This window comes from Herbaspirillum sp. CF444 (assembly GCF_000282135.1).
Taxonomy (GTDB): domain Bacteria; phylum Pseudomonadota; class Gammaproteobacteria; order Burkholderiales; family Burkholderiaceae_D; genus Herbaspirillum.
In genome coordinates, this window is the sequence record NZ_AKJW01000023.1 from 1 (window position 1) to 21,302 (window position 21,302).

The window sequence follows — 21,302 nt, forward strand, 5'->3', positions numbered from 1 at the left end:
ACGCGGCGCCTGCCGCTGCTTAGGGTTGCGAGCCATGGCTGAACAGGATCTGTTTGGAGAGTTACCCGTACCTGCAGCGCGTCTGCGTCAGTCTCGTCCACGCCCATCGGTGGCGCCGCCGCAGCACACCTGGTTCTTCGCTTTGCGTCCCGATGCTGCGGATGCAGCCCGTCTCGATGCATGTGCCCAAAGACTATTGGCATCCCATGGCGTTACCGGTAAACGTGTCGGACCCGAGCGGCTCCACATCACCCTGGAACTGGTCGGACACGACAGCGACGCGAAGGTGGTGGAGGCTGCATGCCGCGCAGCCGATGCAGTTCGTTTTCCTGCCATCGATGCCCGTTTCGATGCCGCCGTGACATTCTCGGCGCCCAGCGGGCCGTTTGTACTGCTCGGAGGCGATGGCCTCAATGGCGTACGGGAGCTGCGCACGGAGCTCGGTTGCGCACTGGCCGAACATGGTTTTAGCCCGCCGCGCGCCTATGAGCCGCACATGACCCTTGGCTACGATCCGCGCCATCGCGTGGAGCGTATTGTCATCGATCCCGTCGGCTTTCAGATTGCCGAATTCGCGCTCGTCAAAAGCCATATCGGACTCTCGCGGCACGAGGTCGTGCGGACCTGGGTACTCAGCGCCTGATCGCTGCTGAATAGCGGCAGCCCGCGATGGCCTGAAATGCCGCGAATACGATGATGGCGCTGCCTCCAGGCAGCGTTTTGCTCGGCGTGGCCAATCGGGCGCCGCAGCGAACGGCTGATGGCGGCACCGGCGTACTATTTGCGGCGGATCGATAGCCGCAAGCCGACCAGCCCCAGCAATTTTTCCGCCGTGGCGATGGTGCCGCCGGAGCGGCCGCTTTCGATGTCGCGCAGGGTGCGCTCCGACAGGCCGGTCACCTTGGCCATCTCCTTGATGGTCAGGCGCATGGTGGTGCGCAAGTGGCGTGCCGCTTCGCCCAGGTTCCAGTCCGGATGGGCGAGCACTTCCTCGACAGCCTGCTTGCGCAGGTGTACCTGTTCTTGTATCGGGATGGGATTGAAACGTTTATCCATGATGATGTCATCTCTGCGGTTCAGTGCAATCGGTCAGTGCAAGGCCAGCAGCCGTTCCGCATGCGTACGCAAGGGGAGCTGCAAGTAGGCCAGCACGTCATTTTCCAAACCGAAATCGCCGCCATGATCGGCGACCTCCCGCAGTGGCGCGGCCATGGCTTGCAAGGTCTCCAGCAGAGGCGTGCGCGGCAAACCGGTTTGCTCCGCCACCATGTCGATGACGGCTTGCCAGTCCGGGCTTCCGTTGTCGTGCTGCGACCAGCGTATGCGGCGCGAGATGCCGTCCGGGTGCAGATACATCGGCGCAAAATCGAACAGCGGCGTCAGGGCGACGTGGCCGACCTCATCTCGTGCAATGGCGGTATTGCGGGCGTGATTGTCCTTGTTGGCCAGCGCAATATTGGCGACATCGCGGCGCAGGTATTCGCAAACCTCCGCCAACGGATCGGAGGCGACTTCGCACAACTTCAGGCAAGCCTCATCGTGCGTGGGCACCTGGCCGAAACCTGGCTTGTCGGTGAGCGTCGCCAGGCTTTCCTGCGCCACGCGCATTACCTTGCCGTTGTCGACACGGCGATCGAAACGCGGGATGAACAGGGCGCGATCCAGCATCCACAGCTTTGCATGCACGCGTAAACCGAGATGGCGCGCAATTTCCATGTAAGGCGCTTCCTGCCGCAGGATTTGCGCCAGTCGCTCATTGGGCCCGCGGCCGAATTTGACGATGTAGTGTTCGCGCGCGCGTTCATCTGGCAGCGCATGGTCGAGGTAAAGCAAGCCGTCGTCGGCGCGGGTGAGCAGGATCTTCGGCCATTCGCCTTGCACGCCGGACGAACCCGCGACGAACAGGCCGTGCCGTGCCAGATATTCCGTGAAATCGTCGGCGCGCATGGCGACATCTTCATCGGTGAAACCGTGCAAGGGGCCGTCTTGCTGTTGCAGCCATTGTGCCGCTTCCTTGACGCGCAGATTGCCGATCGGGTTGCCGGCGCCGGCCAGCAGCAGCGGCCAGTCGCCCGCCGCTTCGGTCGTTTCGGGCATGTCCAGGCGACGCAGCAATTCTTGCCGGCCGTAGCCCTGCGGCAGCATGTCGATCAGGAACACCGGCCAGTGTCGCAAGTCCAGCCCGGTAAGCGACACGGGAAAACCGCTGCTCAGCGCATGCGCATCGCGCCGATTCTGCCAGGCGACGGCATATTCCAGGCCGTATCCGCTCGAGGTCGGCGCAAGCGTCCCCAGGGCGGCATCGCCCGTCAGGCTGACATTGGCGGCTTCGACCCAGCGATTGCCGGCGAATAGTTCTATCGTGCAATAATTTTGCATAAAGGCAGAAAAACTGTATTAATGTGTAAATATTTACTCATTATAGTGATATTTTTCTGCCGCAATAAAGAATGTCTAAGTTGAGTGTTGTTGTTTGACCCCAAGAGGCGGCAGGTTGCCTCCATGCTCCTTTCCCAGCGGCTTGCGCGCCGGACAGGCTATAATGCCGCTTTACGGAAAACCGGAGCAGCAGGCTCTGTGACTGCCGCTCAGGCAAACTCCGAAACCCGCGGCACCCAAGCCGCCAGCGCTTCCTATCATTGTGACTTACAGCATCAAAGAAATTTTCTATACCTTGCAAGGCGAGGGTACGCATGCCGGCCGTCCAGCGGTGTTTTGCCGTTTCAGCGGTTGCAACCTGTGGAGCGGCCGCGAGGAAGACCGCAGCAAGGCGATTTGCCAGTTCTGCGACACCGATTTCGTCGGCACGGACGGCGAGGGCGGCGGCAAGTTCAAGACCAGCGACGAACTGGCGCAGACCATCGACAATCTCTGGCCGGCGACCTATGCCGCCAGCAAGTATGTCGTGTTCACCGGCGGCGAACCTTTGCTGCAGCTGGACCAGGCGCTGATCGCCAGCATGCATGCGGTCGGTTTCGAGATCGCGATTGAAACCAACGGAACGATCCCGGTCCCGCAAGGCGTCGACTGGATTTGCGTGAGCCCGAAGATGGGTTCCGAGCTGAAGGTGTTCAAAGGCAGCGAACTCAAGGTGGTGATTCCGCAGCAGGCGCAGGTGTTGTCCGATTATGAAAAACTGGACTTCGAACACTTCCTGCTGCAGCCGATGGATGGCCCCGATGCCGCACGCAACACCAAGATGGCGATCGAACTGGTGAAGGCCAATCCCAAGTGGAAGCTGAGCATCCAGACCCACAAGCTGCTGCAGATTCCCTGATCGTGCCGCTACCGTTGGCTTACACTGCAAACCAATACCCGCTATAGCCGACGGCGACACCGTCGTGCCAGGCGTTTGTTTACAATCTGACCCCGTTTTCAACACTACCGAGCATTCATGCTGACCATTACCCGTAAACTCGAATTCGATGCCGGCCACCGCATCCCCGACCACAAGAGCCAGTGCCGCAACCTGCACGGCCATCGCTATACGCTGGAAATCACGCTGGTCGGCAAGGTCATCGACGTCGAAGGCAGCTCCGACAACGGCATGATCATGGATTTTTCCGACATCAAGACACTGGCCAAACAGCATCTGGTCGATGTCTGGGACCACGCTTTCCTGGTATATGAAAAGGACAAGCCGGTGCGCGACTTCCTGGCCAGCCTGCCGGATCACAAGACCGTCGTGATCGATCGCATTCCTACCGTGGAAAACCTGGCGCGCACGGCGTTCGACATCCTCAATGCCGCCTACAAGGACGCCTACGGCACGGGTCTGCATTTGCAAAAACTGGTGCTGCACGAGACGCCCAATTGCTGGGCCGAGATTACCGCGGACTGACTTCAAACGGACTGCCGCCATGAATGACGCCATGAATGACGCCATTGAGCTACAGCACATGCGCCTAGCCTTGTCCCAGGCGCAACACGCCTGGGACCTGGGCGAAGTGCCGGTGGGCGCCGTGGTGGTGAAAGACGGCGAAGTCATCGCGACCGGTTTCAACCAGCCGATCGGCCAGCACGATCCCACCGCGCATGCCGAGATCATGGCCTTGCGCGCCGCCGCCGAGAAACTTGGCAACTATCGTTTGCCCGGTTGCGAGTTGTACGTCACGCTGGAGCCGTGCATCATGTGTGCCGGCGCCATGATGCATGCGAGGCTGGCGCGCGTGGTGTTCGGCGCAGCCGATCCCAAGACCGGCGCCGGCGGTTCGGTGGTCAACCTGTTCGAACAGGAACAACTGAACCATCACACCGAGTTGGTCGGCGGCGTCATGGCCGACGCCTGCGGCCAGTTGCTCAAGGATTTTTTTGCCGAACGGCGCGAGCGCCTGAAGCAGGAGAGATTGCAGCGCCAGGCAGTCGCCCATGCACAGCTAACCGATGAAGAACTCAATGACTGAATTCGTGACCGAATCCATGCTTCCCTCCGACATCCGCATCCCGCCGGGCACCTGCGTCGCCATTGTCGCGCCGGGCGGCTATGCCCCTGACGAAGCCGCAGTCGGCCGCGGCATCGCCTTGCTGGAAGCGCAGGGATGCAAAGTCAAAAGCTACTACGACCACGCGGCGCGCCATCAACGCTTCGGCGCCACCGACGTCGGCCGTGCCGCGCACATCCAGCAGGCGGCAGCCGATCCGGAAGTGCAGATCGTCATGGCCTTGCGCGGCTCCTACGGCATGTCGCGCATTTTGCCGGCGCTGAACTATCGCGCGCTGGCCGCCAGCGGCAAGCTGTTCGTCGGCTATAGCGACATCACCGCCTTGCATCTGGCCTTGCTGGCGCAGACGGGCGCGCCCGGGTTTGCTGGTCCGATGCTGTGCAGCGATTTCGGCACCGAGACGCCCAGCACGATGACCATGAACAGCTTCTGGCGCACCATGACGCAGCCGAGCCAGATCATCAAGGCCGCGTCCGCGGGCAACCCCGCGCTCAAGGCGTCGGGCATGCTGTGGGGCGGCAACCTGGCGATGATCGTGCACTTGCTGGGAACGCCGTATTTCCCGCAGGTCGACGGCGGCATTCTGTTCGTGGAAGACGTCAACGAACATCCATATCGCGTCGAGCGCATGTTGCTGCAGCTGGAGCACGCCGGCGTGCTGGCGCGGCAGAAGGCGGTGTTGCTCGGTGATTTTTCCAATTATCGTTTGTCTGACTACGACAACGGCTACGATTTCGAACAGATGCTGGCCTATGCGCGCCAGCACCTGTCGGCGCCGCTGGTGACCGGCTTGCCGTTCGGGCACATTGCCGATCGCGTGACGCTGCCGGTGGGCGGCCATGCCGAGCTGCAGGCCGATGAAGAAGGTTTTGCGTTGACGCTCAGCGGCTATCCGACCTTGTCGTCGGCAACATTTACTGGGGTTTGATTTCCACCTTGATGCCGTCGCTCAGGACCGTGATGGCGCCGGGCTCGAAGCGCTTGCCGTTCATTTCCAGTTGTTCCGGTTTGAAGGTGTAGACCGGATAATCCTTCAGCACCTGTTCCGCCGCGGCATTGCCGATGGCGTTCAACTGCGGCGCGTATTGCGCCGGGACGCCGGCGATGTCGACTTTTTCCACCGCCGGCGCATCCAGTCTGACGGCGCGTGTCGCGGTATCGTACTTGAGCGCGCTGCTCATCGAGAGCGTGCCGGTGACGGGTTTGTTCATCAGCAATTTGTTGTCGATCTGGGCGTCGACGGTGGTGATCAGGCGATTGGTCTTTTCGTTCAGGCTCAGGCGCGGATTGCTCAGGTTGACGTCGAACATCTCCATGTAGCGCAGCTTGCGCGGAAACTGGGTGGCGATGGCGCTCTGCAGGTCGGCGCGCGGGAAGGTGTATTCGTTGGTCCAGACGTTGTAGGCGGCCCGGCTGATGCCCGTTGTGGCAATTGCTGCCAGTGCGGCGCATCCCAGGACGGCGGCGCTGCAAGCGCGGCGCAGGGCTTGGGCCGGCGATCGTGTTGTCTTCATGAGCATAAGTTATCCATTTGTCACCAAAATTCTTAGAGCCCGGCTGCGTGCAAATAATTCAAAACCATTTCCCCCACGCCCATGGCAGTCAGTCCGAGTCGCGCGGGACTCGGCCCGCAATGGTAAAATCACGCGTTTACACCTGGCTTCAGGCAATTTCCATACGTAAAGGCTTTTTTCAGTGTTATCCACAGCAAACATCACGATGCAGTTCGGCCCGAAGCCGCTGTTTGAAAACATTTCCGTCAAGTTCGGCGACGGCAACCGCTATGGCCTGATCGGCGCCAACGGTTGCGGCAAGTCGACGTTCATGAAAATCCTCGGCGGCGATCTCGAAGCATCGGCCGGCAACGTCAGCCTGGATACCAACGAGCGCCTGGGCAAGCTGCGCCAGGATCAGTTCGCCTACGAAGAAATGCGCGTGCTGGACGTCGTCATGATGGGCCATACCGAAATGTGGGCGGCGATGGCCGAGCGCGATGCGATTTACGCCAATCCGGAAGCCACCGACGACGACTACATGAAGGCCGCCGACCTGGAAGCCAAGTTCGCCGAATACGACGGTTACACCGCCGAAGCGCGCGCCGGCGAGCTGTTGCTGGGCGTGGGCGTGGCGATCGAACAGCACCAGGGCCCGATGAGCAACGTCGCGCCGGGCTGGAAGCTGCGCGTCCTGCTGGCGCAGGCGCTGTTCTCGAATCCGGACATCCTGCTGCTCGACGAACCGACCAACAACCTCGACATCAACACCATCCGCTGGCTGGAAGACATGCTCAACGAGCGCAATTCCACCATGATCATCATTTCCCATGATCGCCACTTCCTGAACCAGGTCTGTACGCACATGGCCGACATGGACTACGGCACGCTGAAAGTCTATCCGGGCAACTACGACGAATACATGCTGGCGTCTTCGCAAGCGCGTGCGCAGCAACTGTCGGTCAATGCCAAGGCCAAGGAAAAGGTCGCCGAGCTGCAAGACTTCGTGCGTCGTTTTTCGGCCAACAAATCCAAGGCGCGCCAGGCCACGTCGCGCGCCAAGCAGATCGACAAGATCAAGGTCGAAGACATCAAGCCGTCCAGCCGCGCCAATCCTTTCGTCCGTTTCGACGGCGAGAAGAAGCTGCATCGTCTGGCGGTGGAAACGCAAAGCATCAGCAAGACCTACGACCGTCCGATTTTCAAGAACTTCAGCATCATGGTTGAAGCCGGCGAAAAGATCGCCATCATCGGCGCCAACGGCGTCGGCAAGACCACGCTGTTGCGCAGCATCGGCGGCGACGTCGCCGGCCTGCATCCGGACAGCGGCCTGGTCAAGTGGGCGGAAAACGCCAACGTCGGCTACATGCCGCAGGATCCGACCGAAGAATTCGCCAGGGGCGAGACCCTGACCGACTGGATGGGTCAATGGACCCAGGAAGGCGACGACGATCAGGCCGTGCGCTCCATCCTCGGCCGCCTCTTGTTCTCCGGCGACGACGTCAAGAAATCCGTCCAGGTGCTGTCCGGCGGCGAGAAGGGCCGCATGATGTACGGCAAGCTGATGCTGGGCCGCCACAACGTCCTGCTGATGGACGAACCGACCAACCACATGGATATGGAGTCGATCGAATCGCTCAATATCGCACTTGAAAAATATGCCGGCACACTGATCTTCGTGTCGCACGACCGTGAATTCGTTTCGTCGCTGGCGACGCGCGTTCTGGAAGTGAAGGAAAACGAGATCGTCGACTTCCAGGGCAGCTACGAAGACTATCTGGCCAGCCAGGGCATTGAGTAAATCTTTTCAGGCGCTTCGGCGCCATACAAAAGCCATGCAAGCAACCGCAATGAAGGTCGTCGAATTTGAACGGCCGCAGATGGAGACAGGCAGCAGCTGCACCGCCAACGCGTGGGCCAAGGTCCCGGCCACGCCGACGGCGGATGAGCGCCAGGCGTTGAAGGCGCGCATCAGGCAATTGCTGAAGGAAAAGAACGCCGTGCTGGTCGCCCATTACTATGTTGATGGCGACCTGCAAGACCTCGCCGAAGAAACCGGCGGCTGCGTCTCCGATTCTCTGGAAATGGCGCGCTTCGGCCGCAATCACGCGGCGCAGACGCTGGTCGTCGCCGGCGTGCGCTTCATGGGCGAAACCGCCAAGATCCTCAGTCCCGAAAAATGCATCCTCATGCCCGATCTCGACGCGACCTGCTCGCTCGATCTGGGCTGCCCGACCGACGAGTTCACCGCCTTCTGCGACGCCCATCCCGATCGCACCGTGGTGGTCTACGCCAACACCAGCGCCGCCGTCAAAGCGCGCGCCGACTGGATGGTGACCTCGTCGATCGGTCTCGACATCGTCAGGCACCTGCATGAGCAGGGCAAGAAAATCCTGTGGGCGCCCGACAAGCATCTGGGCGGCTATATCCAGAAACAAACCGGCGCCGACATGCTGCTGTGGCAGGGATCCTGCCTGGTGCACGACGAGTTCAAGGGCGTCGAGCTGGAACTGCTGCGCAAGGAACATCCCAAGGCGCTGATCCTGGTCCATCCGGAGTCGCCCGAAGCTGTGGTCGCGCAAGCCGACGTCATCGGCTCGACTTCGCAACTGATTGCGGCCGTGCAATCGTCGGACGCGAAGGAATTCATCGTCGCCACCGACAACGGCATCCTGCACAAGATGCGCATGGCCGCGCCGGGTAAAGTGTTCATCGATGCGCCGACCGCCGGCAACAGCGCCACCTGCAAGAGCTGCGCGCATTGCCCGTGGATGGCCATGAACGGTTTGCAGAACCTGCTGCACGTGCTGGAAACCGGCAGCAACGAAATCCAGGTCGATCCTGCCATCGGCAAGAAGGCCGTGGTGTGCATCGACCGCATGCTGGACTTCGCGGCGCAGAAGAAAGCCAATGTCCGACCGACCGGGGCATTGGAAAACGAACAAAAACTGTTTGCAGGAATCGGCCCAGCATGAGTCTCACCGTCAGCAACACCAGCAATCTGCGCAATCCGTTTGCACCTTTCGATCCGGCCTTGTCGGCGGCGTTCGACGCCAACGTCAACCTCGCCATTGCCGAAGATGTGGGCAGCGGAGATCATACAGGTCAACTGGTGCCGGAAAACGAACACGTCAAGGCGCGCGTCATCGTGCGCGAACAAGCCGTGCTGTGCGGCGCACCCTGGTTCGAAGCCGTCATGGCGCGTCTCGATCCGCGCCTGCGCGTGGAGTGGAAGTTCGGCGAAGGCGATCTGATGCAAGCCAACGACGAAGTCTGCCGCATCGAAGGTCCGGCGCGCGCCTTGCTGACGGCGGAACGCGGCGCTCTGAATTTTCTGCAACTGCTGTCCGGCGTGTCGACCGCGACGCGCCGTTATGTCGACCTGATTCGCGACACGCGCGCGCGCATCCTCGATACGCGGAAAACCTTGCCCGGTTTGCGCCTGGCGCAGAAGTACGCGGTGCGCGTCGGTGGCGGCATGAACCAGCGTCTGGCGCTGTATGACGGCATCCTGATCAAGGAAAACCATATCGCTGCTGCGGGCGGCATCACGGCGGCGGTCACCGCCGCCATCAAGCTCAACGCCGGCGTCACCATCCAGGTCGAAGTCGAAAGCATCGATGAACTGGGCGAAGCGCTGGCTGCGGGAGCGACCTCGATCCTGCTGGACAACTTCACGCTGGACATGATGCGCGAAGCCGTCATGATCACCGCGCGTCGCGCCGTGCTGGAAGCCTCGGGCGGCATCAACATGGAAACCGTGCGCGCCATCGCCGAAACCGGCGTGGACCGCATTTCGGTCGGCAGTCTCACCAAGGACATCCAGGCGATCGATTATTCGCTGCGTATCGTTGAGTAATGGTTGGGTAATGGCCGAGTGACGCCATGAGCTGAAAAGGCTGCTTCAACTCCAGAAACAACCCGCATTTTCTTCGGAACAGGCGGGTTGTTTTACATTGGTCGAAGGTATCGGCGAGCCTGCTAAAATGCGCCATCCAGTCGTTCCCGGCAAGCAAGCTGCATCGCAATTCCATGCCGGAATGTGCAAGAACAGGCAGGCAATCCTCGGGGAATCCATCGTGAAATCAAACAATCTCGTCGCTCCATTGCTGTGGGCCGTGCTGTACTTTGTGTTCGGCTTCGTGTCGCATGCGTTGAACGGCTCTTTCGTCGCCACGGGATACATCTGGCTGCCGGCCGGGATCACGGTCAGCGCCTTGCTGCTGACGCCGACGGCGCGCTGGTTTCCGCTGCTGGTGCTGCTGTTCGCCGCCCAGATTCTTCTCGGCTGGCTGGAGCATCGCGAGCTCTGGCGCATGGCCTTGTTCTGCCTCGATGAAATCGGCGTTGCCGCCGTGGCGGTATGGCTGGTCAGGCGCGCGCCTTTCCCGATGGAGGGCTTGTATTTCGTGCGCGGCTTGCTGATGGTCGGCGTCGGCGCCAGCGTGGTCAGCGGACTGTTTGGCGCGGCCTGGTTTGCGATGACGCAAAACACGCCATTCTTGCCGACCTTGCGCGTCTGGGCAATGTCCGATCTGGTCGGCATCCTGATCATGACGCCGGTGCTGGCGAGCTGGTCGCAATTTCGCGCGACGCGTTCGGGCGGGATTGCACGCACCGAATTCCTGCTGGGACTGGCGGCTTTCATCGCCGTCATCGCGACCGGCTACATCGCCTTCGACAGCGACCTTGACCGCGTCATTTTCGATATCGATTTTTCATCGACTTACCTGCCGCTGTTTTTTATCGCACTGGTCGCCTTGTTGTGGGGCGGCCGCGGCGGTGCGCTGTCGGTGGCGGTGTTGTCGCTGATGGCGTTCGTCTACAACTCGCTGGGCTACGGGCCGTTCGTCGAGCTGGTGCAGCTGAACTCCAGCAACGCCTTGCTGGAGCTGCAGGTGTATCTGGCCGTGGCCTCGTTGCTGTCGTTGCTGATCAGCGCCTTGAAGACCACGCGCGAGCAGTTGCACGAGGACGTCGCGCGCTGGAAGAACGAGGTCGAGCTGGCGCTGACGGTGAGCCGTCAACTGGTGTATTGCATCAATCCCGAAAAGAAGAGCATCGCCTGGAGCGGCGATGCGCAGAGCTTGCTGGGCCTGTCGCCGGACCGGCTCGCCACGCTGGACGAGGTGCTGAAACTGGTGCATCCGATGGACCAGCATCGCCTGCGTCAGCGCTGGCTGGAAGAGCATGCCGAGGATGGCGACGATGCGCGCGCGGACATGCCGTTTCGCCTGTTGCTGGCCGGCGGGCGCGTCATCGGCGCGACCGACATGAGCCGCAGCCTGCGCGATCCCGACGACAGCCTCGTGATGGTCGTCGGCACCTGGCATTTCGATGCCGCGGATCTGGCGCAGGGCCGGAGCGAAAAATGACTGCCCGGGTCGGCGTCATCTTGATTCACGGATTGGGCGGTACGCAATACGACTTGGGATCGCTGCACAAGATCCTGCAAAAAGCCGGCGCCGATACCCATGCCGTCACCTTGCCCGGACACGGGACCAGGCCGGAGGATCTTATTCCGGTTCACGCCGAGCAATGGATGGACCTGGTCGTTGCGCAGTATCGCCAATTGCAGCCGCAGTATGAACAGTTGCATATCATGGGCATGTGCATGGGCGCCTTGCTGGCGCTGGTGCTGAGCGAGCGCGTCGGGCAGACGGCGATGCAAGGCAAGCTGGTGACGCTGGCGCCGCCGGTCTACATCGACGGCTGGTCGACGCCGTGGTATGCCGGCGTGCGGCGATTGTGCTACCTGATTCCTGGCATGGCTTCACGCATGAAAGTGGAAGAGGGCGAACCCTACGGCATCAAGAACACGCTGGTGCGCGCGGTGGTCAAGGCCAAGTTCGAGCGCGGCGACAACTTCCACTATCGCTGGGTGCCGCTGGCCTGCGTGCGCCAGGTGGATCGCCTGCGCAGCTGGGCCATCGCCGCTGCGCGCAACATCAAGGCGCCGACCTTGATCGTGCATGCGCGCGAAGATGATCTGACCAGTTTGCGGTCGGCGGAATATCTGCAAGCGACGATTCCGGATGCGCGCACCGTCGTGCTGGAAAACAGCTACCACATGATTTGCGTCGACAACGACCGCGATCAGGTCGCCAGCAGCGTGCTGGAATTCTTCGGTTTTCCGCCGATGCCGGAACGCACGCGCAACCGCATGCGCGGCGTTGCCGCAGCAGAGAAGAGCGACAACGCGTAGTTCAGGCGCGCAGTCCTTTGGCGCGGCTTAGAACACCCGTCCCAGCTGCAAATACAAATTCCACACGCCTTGCTGGCCCACCGCTGCGCCGAAGTAGACCGGGCCGACCGGGCTGTTCCCGCCGAGGAAGAGGCTGAGACTCTTTTTGTAAGGGCCGTCGCCGAAGGCGTCGCGCGTCTGCCAGACGTTGCCTGCCTCCAGGCTGCTGCCCAGTACCGGATTGCGCAGGCCGAGCAGGCTGTAGTCGGTCAGGTCGCGCAGATAGGTCAGGCGGCTGTACAGCAGGTAGCTGCCGTAGAACTGATCCGGCGCATAGGCCGACAGGCGTTGAAATCCCCCGAGAAAGAATCCCGGCCCCGCATTGTTGCTGGACAGGTTGCTGGCAGCTTCCACCGCCACGTTGAAGGTGTTGCGCTCGCGGCTGAAGGCCCACAGCGTCTTGAGCTGCACGTCGCTGTAGCGATTGTCGACCTGGCCGAAGCCGCGATTGACTTCAGAATAAATGTAATAGCCCTTGCGCGGAAACAGCGGATCGTCGAGCTGATCGATCGTCAGGCGCGCACGCGCAACCGGCTGGCTGGATTGCGTGGCATCGAACAGGGAGCCGAAGCTGTCAAGGGCGACGTTATAGGTCGGCGTGTACTTGGTGTGCTGATAGCTGACGCCTAGCCGCAGATCGCCCAAACGCGCCAGCGGCATGCCGAGGTCGACGCCCGCGATGGACGTATCGATGCGATATTGCGTGACCGGCGACGCCTTGGCGTCGCTGCCGTCCAGGTAAGCATCGACATAACGTCGGCTGATGTCGACATAGGGCGAAACGTACAGGCCCGAGGCGCCGAAAACCGGCTGCCGCAGTTCGCTGTGCAGGCTTGCCCGCTTGTTGCCCAGGACCAGATCGTTGCGCCACTCGAGGCCGCTCTGGTTCATCCACGGATAGCGATGGCCGATCTGCAGGTTGACGCTGCCGCGACCGTCGAACGTGTTGGAAATGCCGAGTCCGAACAGCAGATATTGCGGGCCCCAGGATTTTTCTTCCGCATCGATCACCAGTACGTTGCGACCATCCTTGTTCACCATCTCCTGCGTCAGGGCATTGAAGTCGCCGTTGGTCGACAGTTGCGACAATTGCTGGTTGATGCGGTCGGCATCGTAGAGGTCGCCTTCCTTGACGCTCAGGCGACTGCGCACATAGGCCGCGGGAATGCGGCCGGAGGTCTTGATCTCGATGGCGTCGACACGAGTGTCCTTCGCCAGCGCCATGTCGCTGTGGCGCGCCGCCAGATAGGCCTGCCATGCTTCGGGAGGCAGCGACAGTTCGGTGAGACGTTCGCTTTGCGCCTGGGCGGCATCCCAGCCGGCATTGACGCCGTCTTTGCCGCGCGCGAAATCGGTGAAGGACACGCCTGTCAGTTTCGGTTCGATCAGGATATCGTTCTTGCCGAGCAATGCCTTCTGCAATTTGACGTTCTGCTGGATCAGGATGCCGACCATTTGCTGCGCCACCGCCGTCGGCGATTGCAGATTGGACGGATCCTGCAGCGGCGTGGCGATGTTGACGGCGATGATGACGTCGGCGCCCATGTCGCGCGCTTCCTGCACCGGCAGGTTGCTCACCAGGCCGCCGTCGACCAGTGTGCGGCCGTCGATCTGATAGGGCGCAAAGAGGCCCGGGACGGCCATGCTGGCGCGCATGGCGCGCGACAGCGAGCCATGATCGAGAATGACGGCGGTGCCTTTGCCGAGATCGGTGGCAACGGCGCGGAAGGGGATGGGCAGCTTGTCGAAAGAAATATTGCCCGGCAATTGCGCCGTCCAGTTTTGCAGCAGCGTCAGCAGATTGTTGCCTTGCACGAGTCCGGGCGCGAGCTTCAGCTTGCCGTCGTCGTAGCCGACCGCGATCGAAATCGGATATTGAAAATCATCCTCGCGTTGCGACTGCGGCAGCTTGGCGCGTTCGTTGCGATCGAAGGCAATGTCGCTGAGGTTGGTCTGCGACAGGCGTCGTTCCAGCTCTTCCGCCGGGATGCCGCTGGCGTACAGGCCGCCGACCAGCGCGCCCATGCTGGTTGCGGCGATGTAGTCCACCGGGACGTGCAGTTTTTCCAGATATTGCAGCACGCCGAGATGGGCATAACCGCGCGCGCCGCCGCCGGACAGCACGAGTCCGATGCGCGGCCTCGGTTTGACGGTGGTTGCCTTGCCCGGCGTATCGGTGTTTTCGGCGGACAGCGCCGGCTGCAGGAACAGGGTCGCCAATGCAACTCCCGCGACAAGACGGGGCAGGTTGAAGAAGGGAGTGCGTGTCACGATAGAAAGAGAGTGTGTGTGGGCGATGCCGCAATGGTAAATCGCGCCGCGCCTTGTCGGCAATGCGAGGAACGCGGGAAAGATGAGGAATAAGCGGCTCGCAAGGCACGGCTTGCGAGCCGCTGCGTTTATTGGTAGTAGCCACCCACCGGCGGCGCAGCGAGCATCGTCCTGACTTCGTCGATGCTGGCTTGGGAAACATGCTGCAATGAGTCGTGGTGCGCTTCGATGCTGTCCCAGATTTCGATGATGACCATGCGCGAGGGAACGGTCTGGTCTTGCAGAAACTGGCAGGACTGGCAACCGACCGATGCACGGATGGTCGGCAGCAGCGCCAGCAGGAATTTTTTCAGTTCATCGACATGATCGTCGAGCGCCCGGAAAGTATTGATACGCGTGATGCTCATCATTCCTCCTTTAGCAAGTCTGATTGGTGCTGTCGTGTTTTTCCGCTGGTAGCTCCCATTATTATCCCGAACCTGTGCCCCGGCGTGTTTATTTTTGCGGCGACAGTACGGTCGGCAAAGCCTTTTCCAGGGTGTCCGGATAGTCCAGGCTGTAATGCAGGCCGCGGCTTTCTTTGCGCGCGAGCGCGCTGTTGACGATCAGCGACGCTACCTCCACCAGATTGCGCAGTTCGAGCAGGTCGCGCGTGATGCGGAAGTTGGCATAGTATTCGTCGATTTCTTCGCGCAACAGGCGGATGCGGTGCTGTGCGCGTTCCAGGCGCTTGTCGGTGCGCACGATGCTGACGTAATTCCACATGAAGCGGCGCAACTCGTCCCAGTTGTGCGAGATCACGACTTCTTCGTCGGCGTTGGTGACGCGGCTTTCGTCCCAGGCCGGCAAGGCAAGTTCCGGTGCGGCAGGCTGCCGCTCGATGTATTGCGCGGCGGCGCGGCCCAGTACCAGGCATTCCAGCAGCGAATTGCTGGCCAGGCGGTTGGCGCCGTGCAGGCCGGTGCAGGCGGTCTCGCCGACGGCGTACAGGCCGGGCAGGTCGGTGCGGCCCGACATGTCGGTCACCACGCCGCCGCAGGTGTAATGCGCGGCGGGGACGACCGGGATCGGTTGTCTGGTGATGTCGATGCCGAACTCCAGGCAGCGCGCCTGGATGGTCGGGAAATGTTCCCCGATGAATTCCGGCGGCTGATGGCTGATGTCGAGATCGACGTGATCAAGACCGCGTTTTTTCATTTCGAAGTCGATGCTGCGGGCGACGATGTCGCGCGGCGCGAGTTCGGCGCGGTCGTCATGTTCCGGCATGAAGCGTGTACCCGCGGCCGCACCGGCGGCGGCCGGCAGTTTCAGCAAGGCGCCTTCGCCGCGCAAGGCTTCGCTGATCAGGAAGGATTTGGCGTAGGGGTGATACAGGCAGGTCGGATGGAACTGGATGAACTCCATGTTGGCGACGCGGCAACCCGCGCGCGAGGCCATCGCAATGCCGTCGCCGGTGGCGGAATCGGGATTGGATGTGTAGAGATAGACCTTGCCCGCGCCGCCGGTGGCCAGCACCGTGTGGTCGGCGGCGATGGTGACGACCTTGCCTTGTTTGATGTCCTGCACGTAGACGCCGACGCAGCGCGGCGCGCCCTTGGCGGAAGGATCGAGTTTCTTCGTCGTGATGACGTCGATGGCGCAATGATGTTCCAGCAATGTGATGTTCGGATGCGCGCGCACGCGTTGCTCCAGCGTGACCTGCACCGCATGGCCGGTGGCGTCGGCGGCATGGATGATGCGGCGCTGGCTGTGACCGCCTTCGCGGGTCAGGTGATAGCCCAGTTCTGCGCTGTCGTCACGGGTGAAGGGGACGCCTTGTTCGATCAGCCACTCGATCGCTTCGCGACCGTGCTCGACGATGAAACGGGTGGCGCCTTCGTCGCACAGCCCGGCGCCGGCGATCAGCGTGTCGTCGATATGCTGCTCATGGCTGTCGCCCGAGTCGAGCACGGCAGCGATGCCCCCTTGCGCCCAGTTGCTGGCGCCGTCGAGCAGTTCGCCCTTGGAGACCACGACCACGTTTTTCTTTTCGGCAAGATGCAGGGCAACCGACAAACCGGCAAGTCCGCTGCCGATGATGGCGACATCGAATTTCATGAGAGCTGAGGAAGATGTTGAAAGGAATGCACGATTATAGCCGCCAATGGTGGTCGGCAATCGCACAAGTCCGTATCAGCCGGGAAGTCGGGGAGGAAGAGCGGAGAGGGGTAATGCCGTTCAGTTAAGCCTATTGGCGTCTTCCATTGCTCTCCGTCGTCCCAGCGCACGCTGGGACCCAGTGTCGCGACAAGCGCCGATACGACGCTGGATCCTGACTTTCGTCAGGACGACGGCGATACAGGCTTGGGTAACAAGCAAGCATGTTTCACTCTTAACTGAACGGCATGGGCGGAGAGGGCGCTTTGCTGCGCGAGCGCGCAGCAAAGCTGATGGCGCGGATCAGTTGGTCTTGACCGGCTTGACCTTGGCGGCCGCCTGCTTGGCGCGGATGCGCGCGTCGCTGACGTTGTCGGCTGCGGCCAGCGCCACGCCCATGCGGCGGCGTTCGAAGGATTCCGGTTTGCCGAACAGACGGATGTCGGCACCCGGGATGCGCAGCGCATCGGCCACGCCTTCAAAGGCGATCGCCTTGGCGTCATGCTGGCCGTAGATTACGGCGGATGCGCCAGGCGTGCGCAGGGCGACATTGACCGGCAGGCCGAGGATGGCCTTGGCGTGCAGTTCGAATTCGCTCTGGATCTGGCTGACCATGGTGACCATGCCGGTGTCGTGCGGACGCGGACTGACTTCGGAGAACCAGACCATTTCGCCCTTGACGAACAATTCCACGCCGAACAGGCCGAGGCCGCCGAGGTTTTCGGTGACCTTGCGAGCGATGTCGCGCGCCTTCTCCAGCGCGGCCGGGTGCATGGCATGCGGTTGCCAGGATTCGACGTAGTCGCCCTTGACCTGCACGTGACCGATCGGTTCGCAGAAGCTGGTGACGGTGTCGCCGTTTTCGTTGAGCGAGCGCACGGTCAGCAGGGTGATTTCGTAGTCGAAGTCGATGAAGCCTTCGACGATCACGCGACCGGAGTCGACGCGGCCGCCGGCTGCGGCGTAGTTCCAGGCGGCTTCGACTTCGGCGGCGCCGTCGATCTTCGACTGACCCTTGCCGGAAGACGACATCACCGGCTTGATCACGCAGGGAAAGCCGATCTGTTCGGTGGCGGCTTGCAGTTCTTCCAGGCTGTCGGCGAAACGGTAAGGCGAAGTCGCCAGGCCCAGCGTTTCACCGGCCAGGCGGCGGATGCCTTCGCGGTTCATGGTCAGCCAGGCGGCGCGGGCGGTCGGGATGACGCGCGCCTTGCCGGCTTTTTCCAGCTCGACCAGGGTTTCGGTGGCGATGGCTTCGATTTCCGGCACGACCAGGTCGGGTTGTTCCTTTTCAATCAGCGCCGCCAGTGCTGCGCCGTCGGTCATGTTGATGACGTGCGCGCGGTGTGCGACCTGATGACCCGGCGCGTCGGCGTAGCGGTCCACGGCGATGACTTCCACACCCAGGCGTTGCAGGGCAATGATCACTTCTTTGCCGAGCTCGCCGGAGCCGAGCAGCATGACTTTGGTGGCGGAAGGAGAAAGCGGAGTGCCTAGGCGGACAGGTGTCTTCATGGAGGTAAGTGCAGAAAGGAAAGGATGGGAAAGTCGAGGAATCGCGCGACGATACCAAATCTTGACTGTTTTGGACAGCGCAAAATTGCGCTGCCGTCAGCAATCGGGAAAGCTCTTGAGACAATACTTGAAGAAAGGCGGATAAGTGCGAAGAAATGGCGAAAGGCTGCACCGATACGCTTCCGGCATGACTCGCTAGCGGTCGGGCAATTGCATGGCCAGCATGGCGCCGCTGAGACTCTTGCCATGTGCATCGAGCGCCAGCGAACGGGTGACGCCGCCGCCCAGTGCCTGCTTCATGACAAAGTTGAGCGCGCCCAGATGCGGCAGCGCGTAACGTACGACTTCTCCGTGCACAACGCCCGCGAAATGCGCCTTCACGCGCTCTGCCGTCAAATGCTTTTCCAGCATGGAATAGTCGTTGATGTCGTAGGCAATGACGGAGATATTGGAGATGTCGCCCTTGTCGCCCGCGCGCGAATGCGCGATGTCACGCAGCAGCATGTCAGCTCTCCTCGAAATGGATGACAGGGTTGATCAGATCGCGCGGCACCAGCGCCGACAGCACGGCGATGATTTCCTTCGCCGATTTGGTGGCGCCGCCGCCGCCGGCGGGACCGCAGGTATAGAGCGTTTCGACTTCATTGCCAATGCGCACGGCCTCGCGCATGCTGGCCGTGCGGCCTGCCACGCGCGCGCGCACTTCATGCGGCTCGTTCGCCGCGGCGGACAGCTGCACGCCGTGGATGGCATTGACGCCGATCAGGTCGTAGCGCATTTCTTCGCTTTGCACACCCATGATGGCGAGGCGTTCCCTGACGATGTCGAGCGCCAGTTGTCCGCGCGCCTGCGCGCCGGGGCCGGCGTAGGAAATCTGGCCTTCGCCGATATAGCTGTCGACGTAACCGAGCGTGGTCTTGAGCGTATCGGGCCGGGCGCGTCCGCTGCCGCCGCTGACGGCGACGCGATCGGGGCCGATTTCGGTGATGACGACTTGCGAGAAATCAGCCACCACATCGGGCGTGAAGTAACTGCGCGGATCATGGATTTCGTACAGTAATTGTTCTTTGCAGGTCGCGGCGGTGACTTGCCCGCCCGAGCCTTCAACCTTGGTGATGACGGCGCTGCCGTCTGCTGCGACTTCACCGATGGGGAAGCCGAGACGCGCCAGGCCCTTGACGTCTTTCACCCCCGGATCGGCGAAATAGCCGCCGGTGATCTGTCCCGCGCATTCAAGCAGATGGCCGATCAGCGTGCCTTGGCCCAGCAGTTTCCAGTCATCCGCCGCCCAGCCGAATTCATGAATGAGCGGGCCGAGCACCAGTGCGGGGTCGGCGACGCGGCCGGTGATGACGATATCGGCGCCGGCGTTGAGCGCATCGACAATCGGCTGCGCGCCGAGATAGGCGTTGGCCGATACCAGCTTGTCGCCGAGCGATTTCACCGGCAGGCCGTTGTCTTCGATGCGGTAGTCGCCGTTGTGCAAGATGTTGAGCACGTCGTCGCCGCTGATGGCGGCAATCTTCAGCTGCGGCAGGCCGAGTTCCAGCGCGATCTCCCTGATTTTTGCAGCGCCGGCCAGCGGATTGGCGGCGCCCATGTTGGTGACGATCTTGATGCCCTTGTCGGCGCACAACTTCAGCACCGCATGCATGCGCTCGGCCAGCAGCGGGTCGTAGCCTTTTTGCGGATCGGCGCGGCGCGCCTGCTGACCGATGGCGATGGTGCGCTCGGCCAGGCATTCGAAGATCAGGTAATCAAGATCGCCTTTTTCGGCGAGTTCGACGGCGGGTTCAATGCGGTCGCCGGAATAGCCTGCGCCGGCGCCGATGCGGATATGTTTCATGGCAGCTCTTTACAGCAAGGGAAACAGCCCGAGCAGCACGCAGGCAATCGTCATGACCACCGAGGCGCCGAACAGGAAAGGGATCGTGTACTTCTGATGATCGGCCAGTTCGATACCGGCAAGGCCGCACACCAGGAAGGTCGCCGGCGTCAGCGGGCTGACCGGGAAACCGGTGGTCATCTGGCCCAGCAGCGCCGCCTGCGCCACCTGGATCGACGGCACGCCGAGCATGTGGCTGACTTCCGCAATCACCGGCAGCACGCCGAAGTAGAACGAATCGGGATCGAACAGCAGGCTCAGCGGCATCGACAGCAGGCCGAGCACGACCGGGATATGCGACGCCATTTCCGGCGGCACGAAACCGACCGCCATCTTCGCCATCGCGCTCAGCATGCCGGACTTGGTCATGATGCCGGTGAACACGCCTGCCGCGAACAGAATGCTCGCCATCAGCAGCGCCGCCTTGGCATGTGCATCGATGCGTGCGCGCTGCATGTTGACGTCGGGATAGTTGATCATCAGCGCCAGCACCACGCCGATCATGAACATGACGACGGGATCGACTTTGCCGCTGATCATCACGCCCAGCACGAATACGGTCAGGATGATGTTGATCCAGAAATTGCGCGGGCGACGGATTTTCTGTTCGTCTTCGGTCAGCGTGTGTTCCTGCACGAAACCGGCCGCGGCGCCGGCGCTCAGGCCGAGACGTTTTTCTTCCCTCAGGCCGAGCACATACGACGTGATGAAGACGAATGTCAGGCCGACCAGCTGCACCGGAATCAGCGGCGTAAAGATGTCGCTGACGGGAATGTGCAGCGCAGCCGAAGCGCGAATCATCGGCCCGGTCCACGGCAGGAAGTTGACGCCGGCCGCCAGCGAGGCCACGCAGGCAAGGATGCGCTTGTCGATGCCGAGGCGGTTGTACAGCGGCAGCATCGCGGGGATGGTGATCAGGAAGGTCACGGCGCCGGAGCCGTCCAGGTGGATCAGCAGCGCCAGCAGCGCGGTGCCCGGCACGATGCGGCTGGGACGGCTGCCGACGGTGCGCAGGATGCGGCTGATGATCGGATCCAGCATGCCGGCGTCGGTGACGATGCCGAAGAACAGGATCGCGAACACGAACATGCCCGCCACCGGTGCGATGGACGTCACCCCGGAGACGATGAATTTGGATGTCTGCATGCCGAAGCCGCCGATCAATGCGGCAGCGATGGGAATCGCAATGAGGGCGACCAGCGGCGACATCTTCTTGGTCAGAATGGCCGTGAATAGCAAAACGATCGTGATAAAGCCGAGCAGGGCGAGCATGCGTGTCTCCGGTGTTTTTGTTTGGCGGAATACCGGTTGGCGGT

The 21,302-nt window shown here is 61.8% G+C and carries 20 protein-coding genes; 10 read left to right on the forward strand and 10 right to left on the reverse strand.

Annotation, left to right across the window (positions count from 1 at the left end; genetic code table 11):
* On the forward strand, positions 1-643 hold a 643-nt coding region (locus tag PMI16_RS25210), incomplete at its 5' end, for a 2'-5' RNA ligase family protein (RefSeq protein WP_007877553.1).
* A 134-nt stretch (positions 644-777) separates the two neighbouring features.
* Here the strand turns inward: PMI16_RS25210 and PMI16_RS06210 are convergent.
* Together PMI16_RS06210 and PMI16_RS06215 are read right to left on the reverse strand one after the other, a co-directional pair.
* Positions 778-1,056 carry a helix-turn-helix domain-containing protein gene (locus PMI16_RS06210; RefSeq protein WP_007877554.1) on the reverse strand — a complete coding sequence of 93 codons (279 nt, stop codon included), beginning with the start codon at positions 1,054-1,056 and terminating at the stop codon, positions 778-780.
* 33 nt (positions 1,057-1,089) lie between these two features.
* The gene (locus PMI16_RS06215) at positions 1,090-2,379 is read right to left on the reverse strand and encodes a type II toxin-antitoxin system HipA family toxin (RefSeq protein ID WP_007877555.1); all 1,290 of its coding nucleotides are present in this window, start codon (positions 2,377-2,379) and stop codon (positions 1,090-1,092) included.
* A 262-nt stretch (positions 2,380-2,641) separates the two neighbouring features.
* Between PMI16_RS06215 and queE the strand changes: the two genes are divergently transcribed.
* From queE to ldcA, 4 genes are all read left to right on the forward strand, one after another.
* The gene (gene queE, locus PMI16_RS06220; RefSeq protein WP_007877556.1) at positions 2,642-3,277 is read left to right on the forward strand and encodes a 7-carboxy-7-deazaguanine synthase; all 636 of its coding nucleotides are present in this window, start codon (positions 2,642-2,644) and stop codon (positions 3,275-3,277) included.
* A gap of 117 nt (positions 3,278-3,394) precedes the next feature.
* Positions 3,395-3,841: a 6-carboxytetrahydropterin synthase QueD gene (queD, locus tag PMI16_RS06225; protein WP_007877557.1), complete on the forward strand. Its 447-nt coding sequence runs from the start codon at positions 3,395-3,397 to the stop codon at positions 3,839-3,841.
* A 19-nt stretch (positions 3,842-3,860) separates the two neighbouring features.
* Entirely contained in the window at positions 3,861-4,403 is a 543-nt protein-coding gene (tadA, locus tag PMI16_RS06230) for a tRNA adenosine(34) deaminase TadA (RefSeq protein WP_007877558.1), read from the forward strand.
* Complete coding sequence (gene ldcA / locus PMI16_RS06235) at positions 4,396-5,370, forward strand: muramoyltetrapeptide carboxypeptidase (protein ID WP_007877559.1); 975 nt, start codon at positions 4,396-4,398, stop codon at positions 5,368-5,370. The genes tadA and ldcA overlap by 8 nt, the downstream gene beginning before the upstream one ends.
* Here ldcA and PMI16_RS06240 read toward each other — a convergent pair.
* Positions 5,357-5,962 (reverse strand): DUF1439 domain-containing protein, encoded by a 606-nt coding sequence (locus PMI16_RS06240; protein ID WP_007877561.1) that lies wholly within the window; start codon positions 5,960-5,962, stop codon positions 5,357-5,359. The genes ldcA and PMI16_RS06240 overlap by 14 nt on opposite strands.
* 175 nt (positions 5,963-6,137) lie before the next feature.
* Here PMI16_RS06240 and PMI16_RS06245 point away from each other — a divergent pair, with 175 nt between their 5' ends.
* From PMI16_RS06245 to PMI16_RS06265, 5 genes are all read left to right on the forward strand, one after another.
* The gene (locus tag PMI16_RS06245; RefSeq protein WP_081493373.1) at positions 6,138-7,736 is read left to right on the forward strand and encodes an ABC-F family ATPase; all 1,599 of its coding nucleotides are present in this window, start codon (positions 6,138-6,140) and stop codon (positions 7,734-7,736) included.
* A gap of 34 nt (positions 7,737-7,770) precedes the next feature.
* Positions 7,771-8,910, forward strand: a complete 1,140-nt coding sequence (nadA, locus tag PMI16_RS06250; protein WP_193365720.1) for a quinolinate synthase NadA — start codon at positions 7,771-7,773, stop codon at positions 8,908-8,910.
* The gene (gene nadC, locus PMI16_RS06255; protein WP_007877565.1) at positions 8,907-9,794 is read left to right on the forward strand and encodes a carboxylating nicotinate-nucleotide diphosphorylase; all 888 of its coding nucleotides are present in this window, start codon (positions 8,907-8,909) and stop codon (positions 9,792-9,794) included. Before nadA ends, nadC begins: the two co-directional genes overlap by 4 nt.
* A 220-nt stretch (positions 9,795-10,014) precedes the next feature.
* A complete protein-coding gene (locus PMI16_RS06260) occupies positions 10,015-11,310 on the forward strand; it encodes an MASE1 domain-containing protein (protein WP_237719798.1) in 1,296 nt (431 codons plus the stop codon).
* On the forward strand, positions 11,307-12,140 hold the full coding sequence (locus PMI16_RS06265) for an alpha/beta hydrolase (RefSeq protein WP_007877567.1): 834 nt from the start codon (positions 11,307-11,309) through the stop codon (positions 12,138-12,140). The genes PMI16_RS06260 and PMI16_RS06265 overlap by 4 nt, the downstream gene beginning before the upstream one ends.
* A 27-nt stretch (positions 12,141-12,167) precedes the next feature.
* On the opposite strand, the gene PMI16_RS06270 is transcribed toward PMI16_RS06265, so the two are convergent.
* From PMI16_RS06270 to PMI16_RS06300, 7 genes are all read right to left on the reverse strand, one after another.
* Entirely contained in the window at positions 12,168-14,399 is a 2,232-nt protein-coding gene (locus tag PMI16_RS06270; protein ID WP_007877570.1) for a patatin-like phospholipase family protein, read from the reverse strand.
* Between the two features lie 179 nt (positions 14,400-14,578).
* Positions 14,579-14,857, reverse strand: a complete 279-nt coding sequence (locus tag PMI16_RS06275) for a putative quinol monooxygenase (RefSeq protein ID WP_007877572.1) — start codon at positions 14,855-14,857, stop codon at positions 14,579-14,581.
* Positions 14,858-14,945: 88 nt separating this feature from the next.
* Entirely contained in the window at positions 14,946-16,547 is a 1,602-nt protein-coding gene (nadB, locus tag PMI16_RS06280) for an L-aspartate oxidase (RefSeq protein WP_007877574.1), read from the reverse strand.
* A 342-nt stretch (positions 16,548-16,889) separates the two neighbouring features.
* Complete coding sequence (purT, locus tag PMI16_RS06285; RefSeq protein ID WP_007877576.1) at positions 16,890-18,101, reverse strand: formate-dependent phosphoribosylglycinamide formyltransferase; 1,212 nt, start codon at positions 18,099-18,101, stop codon at positions 16,890-16,892.
* 195 nt (positions 18,102-18,296) lie between these two features.
* Positions 18,297-18,605, reverse strand: a complete 309-nt coding sequence (locus PMI16_RS06290; protein ID WP_007877577.1) for an AtuA-related protein — start codon at positions 18,603-18,605, stop codon at positions 18,297-18,299.
* Between the two features lies 1 nt (position 18,606).
* Positions 18,607-19,947: an acyclic terpene utilization AtuA family protein gene (locus tag PMI16_RS06295; protein WP_007877578.1), complete on the reverse strand. Its 1,341-nt coding sequence runs from the start codon at positions 19,945-19,947 to the stop codon at positions 18,607-18,609.
* 9 nt (positions 19,948-19,956) lie between these two features.
* Positions 19,957-21,258, reverse strand: a complete 1,302-nt coding sequence (locus PMI16_RS06300) for a CitMHS family transporter (RefSeq protein WP_007877580.1) — start codon at positions 21,256-21,258, stop codon at positions 19,957-19,959.
* Between the last annotated feature and the right edge of the window lie 44 nt (positions 21,259-21,302).

Excerpts from the sequence above, each read along its gene's own strand:
- PMI16_RS06210 (WP_007877554.1), bottom strand. The coding sequence starts at position 1,056 with ATGGATAAACGTTTCAATCCCATCCCGATACAAGAACAGGTACACCTG.
- PMI16_RS06215 (WP_007877555.1), bottom strand. The coding sequence starts at position 2,379 with ATGCAAAATTATTGCACGATAGAACTATTCGCCGGCAATCGCTGGGTC.
- queD (WP_007877557.1), top strand. The coding sequence starts at position 3,395 with ATGCTGACCATTACCCGTAAACTCGAATTCGATGCCGGCCACCGCATC.
- tadA (WP_007877558.1), top strand. The coding sequence starts at position 3,861 with ATGAATGACGCCATGAATGACGCCATTGAGCTACAGCACATGCGCCTA.
- ldcA (WP_007877559.1), top strand. The coding sequence starts at position 4,396 with ATGACTGAATTCGTGACCGAATCCATGCTTCCCTCCGACATCCGCATC.
- PMI16_RS06240 (WP_007877561.1), bottom strand. The coding sequence starts at position 5,962 with ATGCTCATGAAGACAACACGATCGCCGGCCCAAGCCCTGCGCCGCGCT.
- nadA (WP_193365720.1), top strand. The coding sequence starts at position 7,771 with ATGCAAGCAACCGCAATGAAGGTCGTCGAATTTGAACGGCCGCAGATG.
- nadC (WP_007877565.1), top strand. The coding sequence starts at position 8,907 with ATGAGTCTCACCGTCAGCAACACCAGCAATCTGCGCAATCCGTTTGCA.
- PMI16_RS06265 (WP_007877567.1), top strand. The coding sequence starts at position 11,307 with ATGACTGCCCGGGTCGGCGTCATCTTGATTCACGGATTGGGCGGTACG.
- PMI16_RS06275 (WP_007877572.1), bottom strand. The coding sequence starts at position 14,857 with ATGAGCATCACGCGTATCAATACTTTCCGGGCGCTCGACGATCATGTC.
- nadB (WP_007877574.1), bottom strand. The coding sequence starts at position 16,547 with ATGAAATTCGATGTCGCCATCATCGGCAGCGGACTTGCCGGTTTGTCG.
- purT (WP_007877576.1), bottom strand. The coding sequence starts at position 18,101 with ATGAAGACACCTGTCCGCCTAGGCACTCCGCTTTCTCCTTCCGCCACC.
- PMI16_RS06290 (WP_007877577.1), bottom strand. The coding sequence starts at position 18,605 with ATGCTGCTGCGTGACATCGCGCATTCGCGCGCGGGCGACAAGGGCGAC.
- PMI16_RS06295 (WP_007877578.1), bottom strand. The coding sequence starts at position 19,947 with ATGAAACATATCCGCATCGGCGCCGGCGCAGGCTATTCCGGCGACCGC.
- PMI16_RS06300 (WP_007877580.1), bottom strand. The coding sequence starts at position 21,258 with ATGCTCGCCCTGCTCGGCTTTATCACGATCGTTTTGCTATTCACGGCC.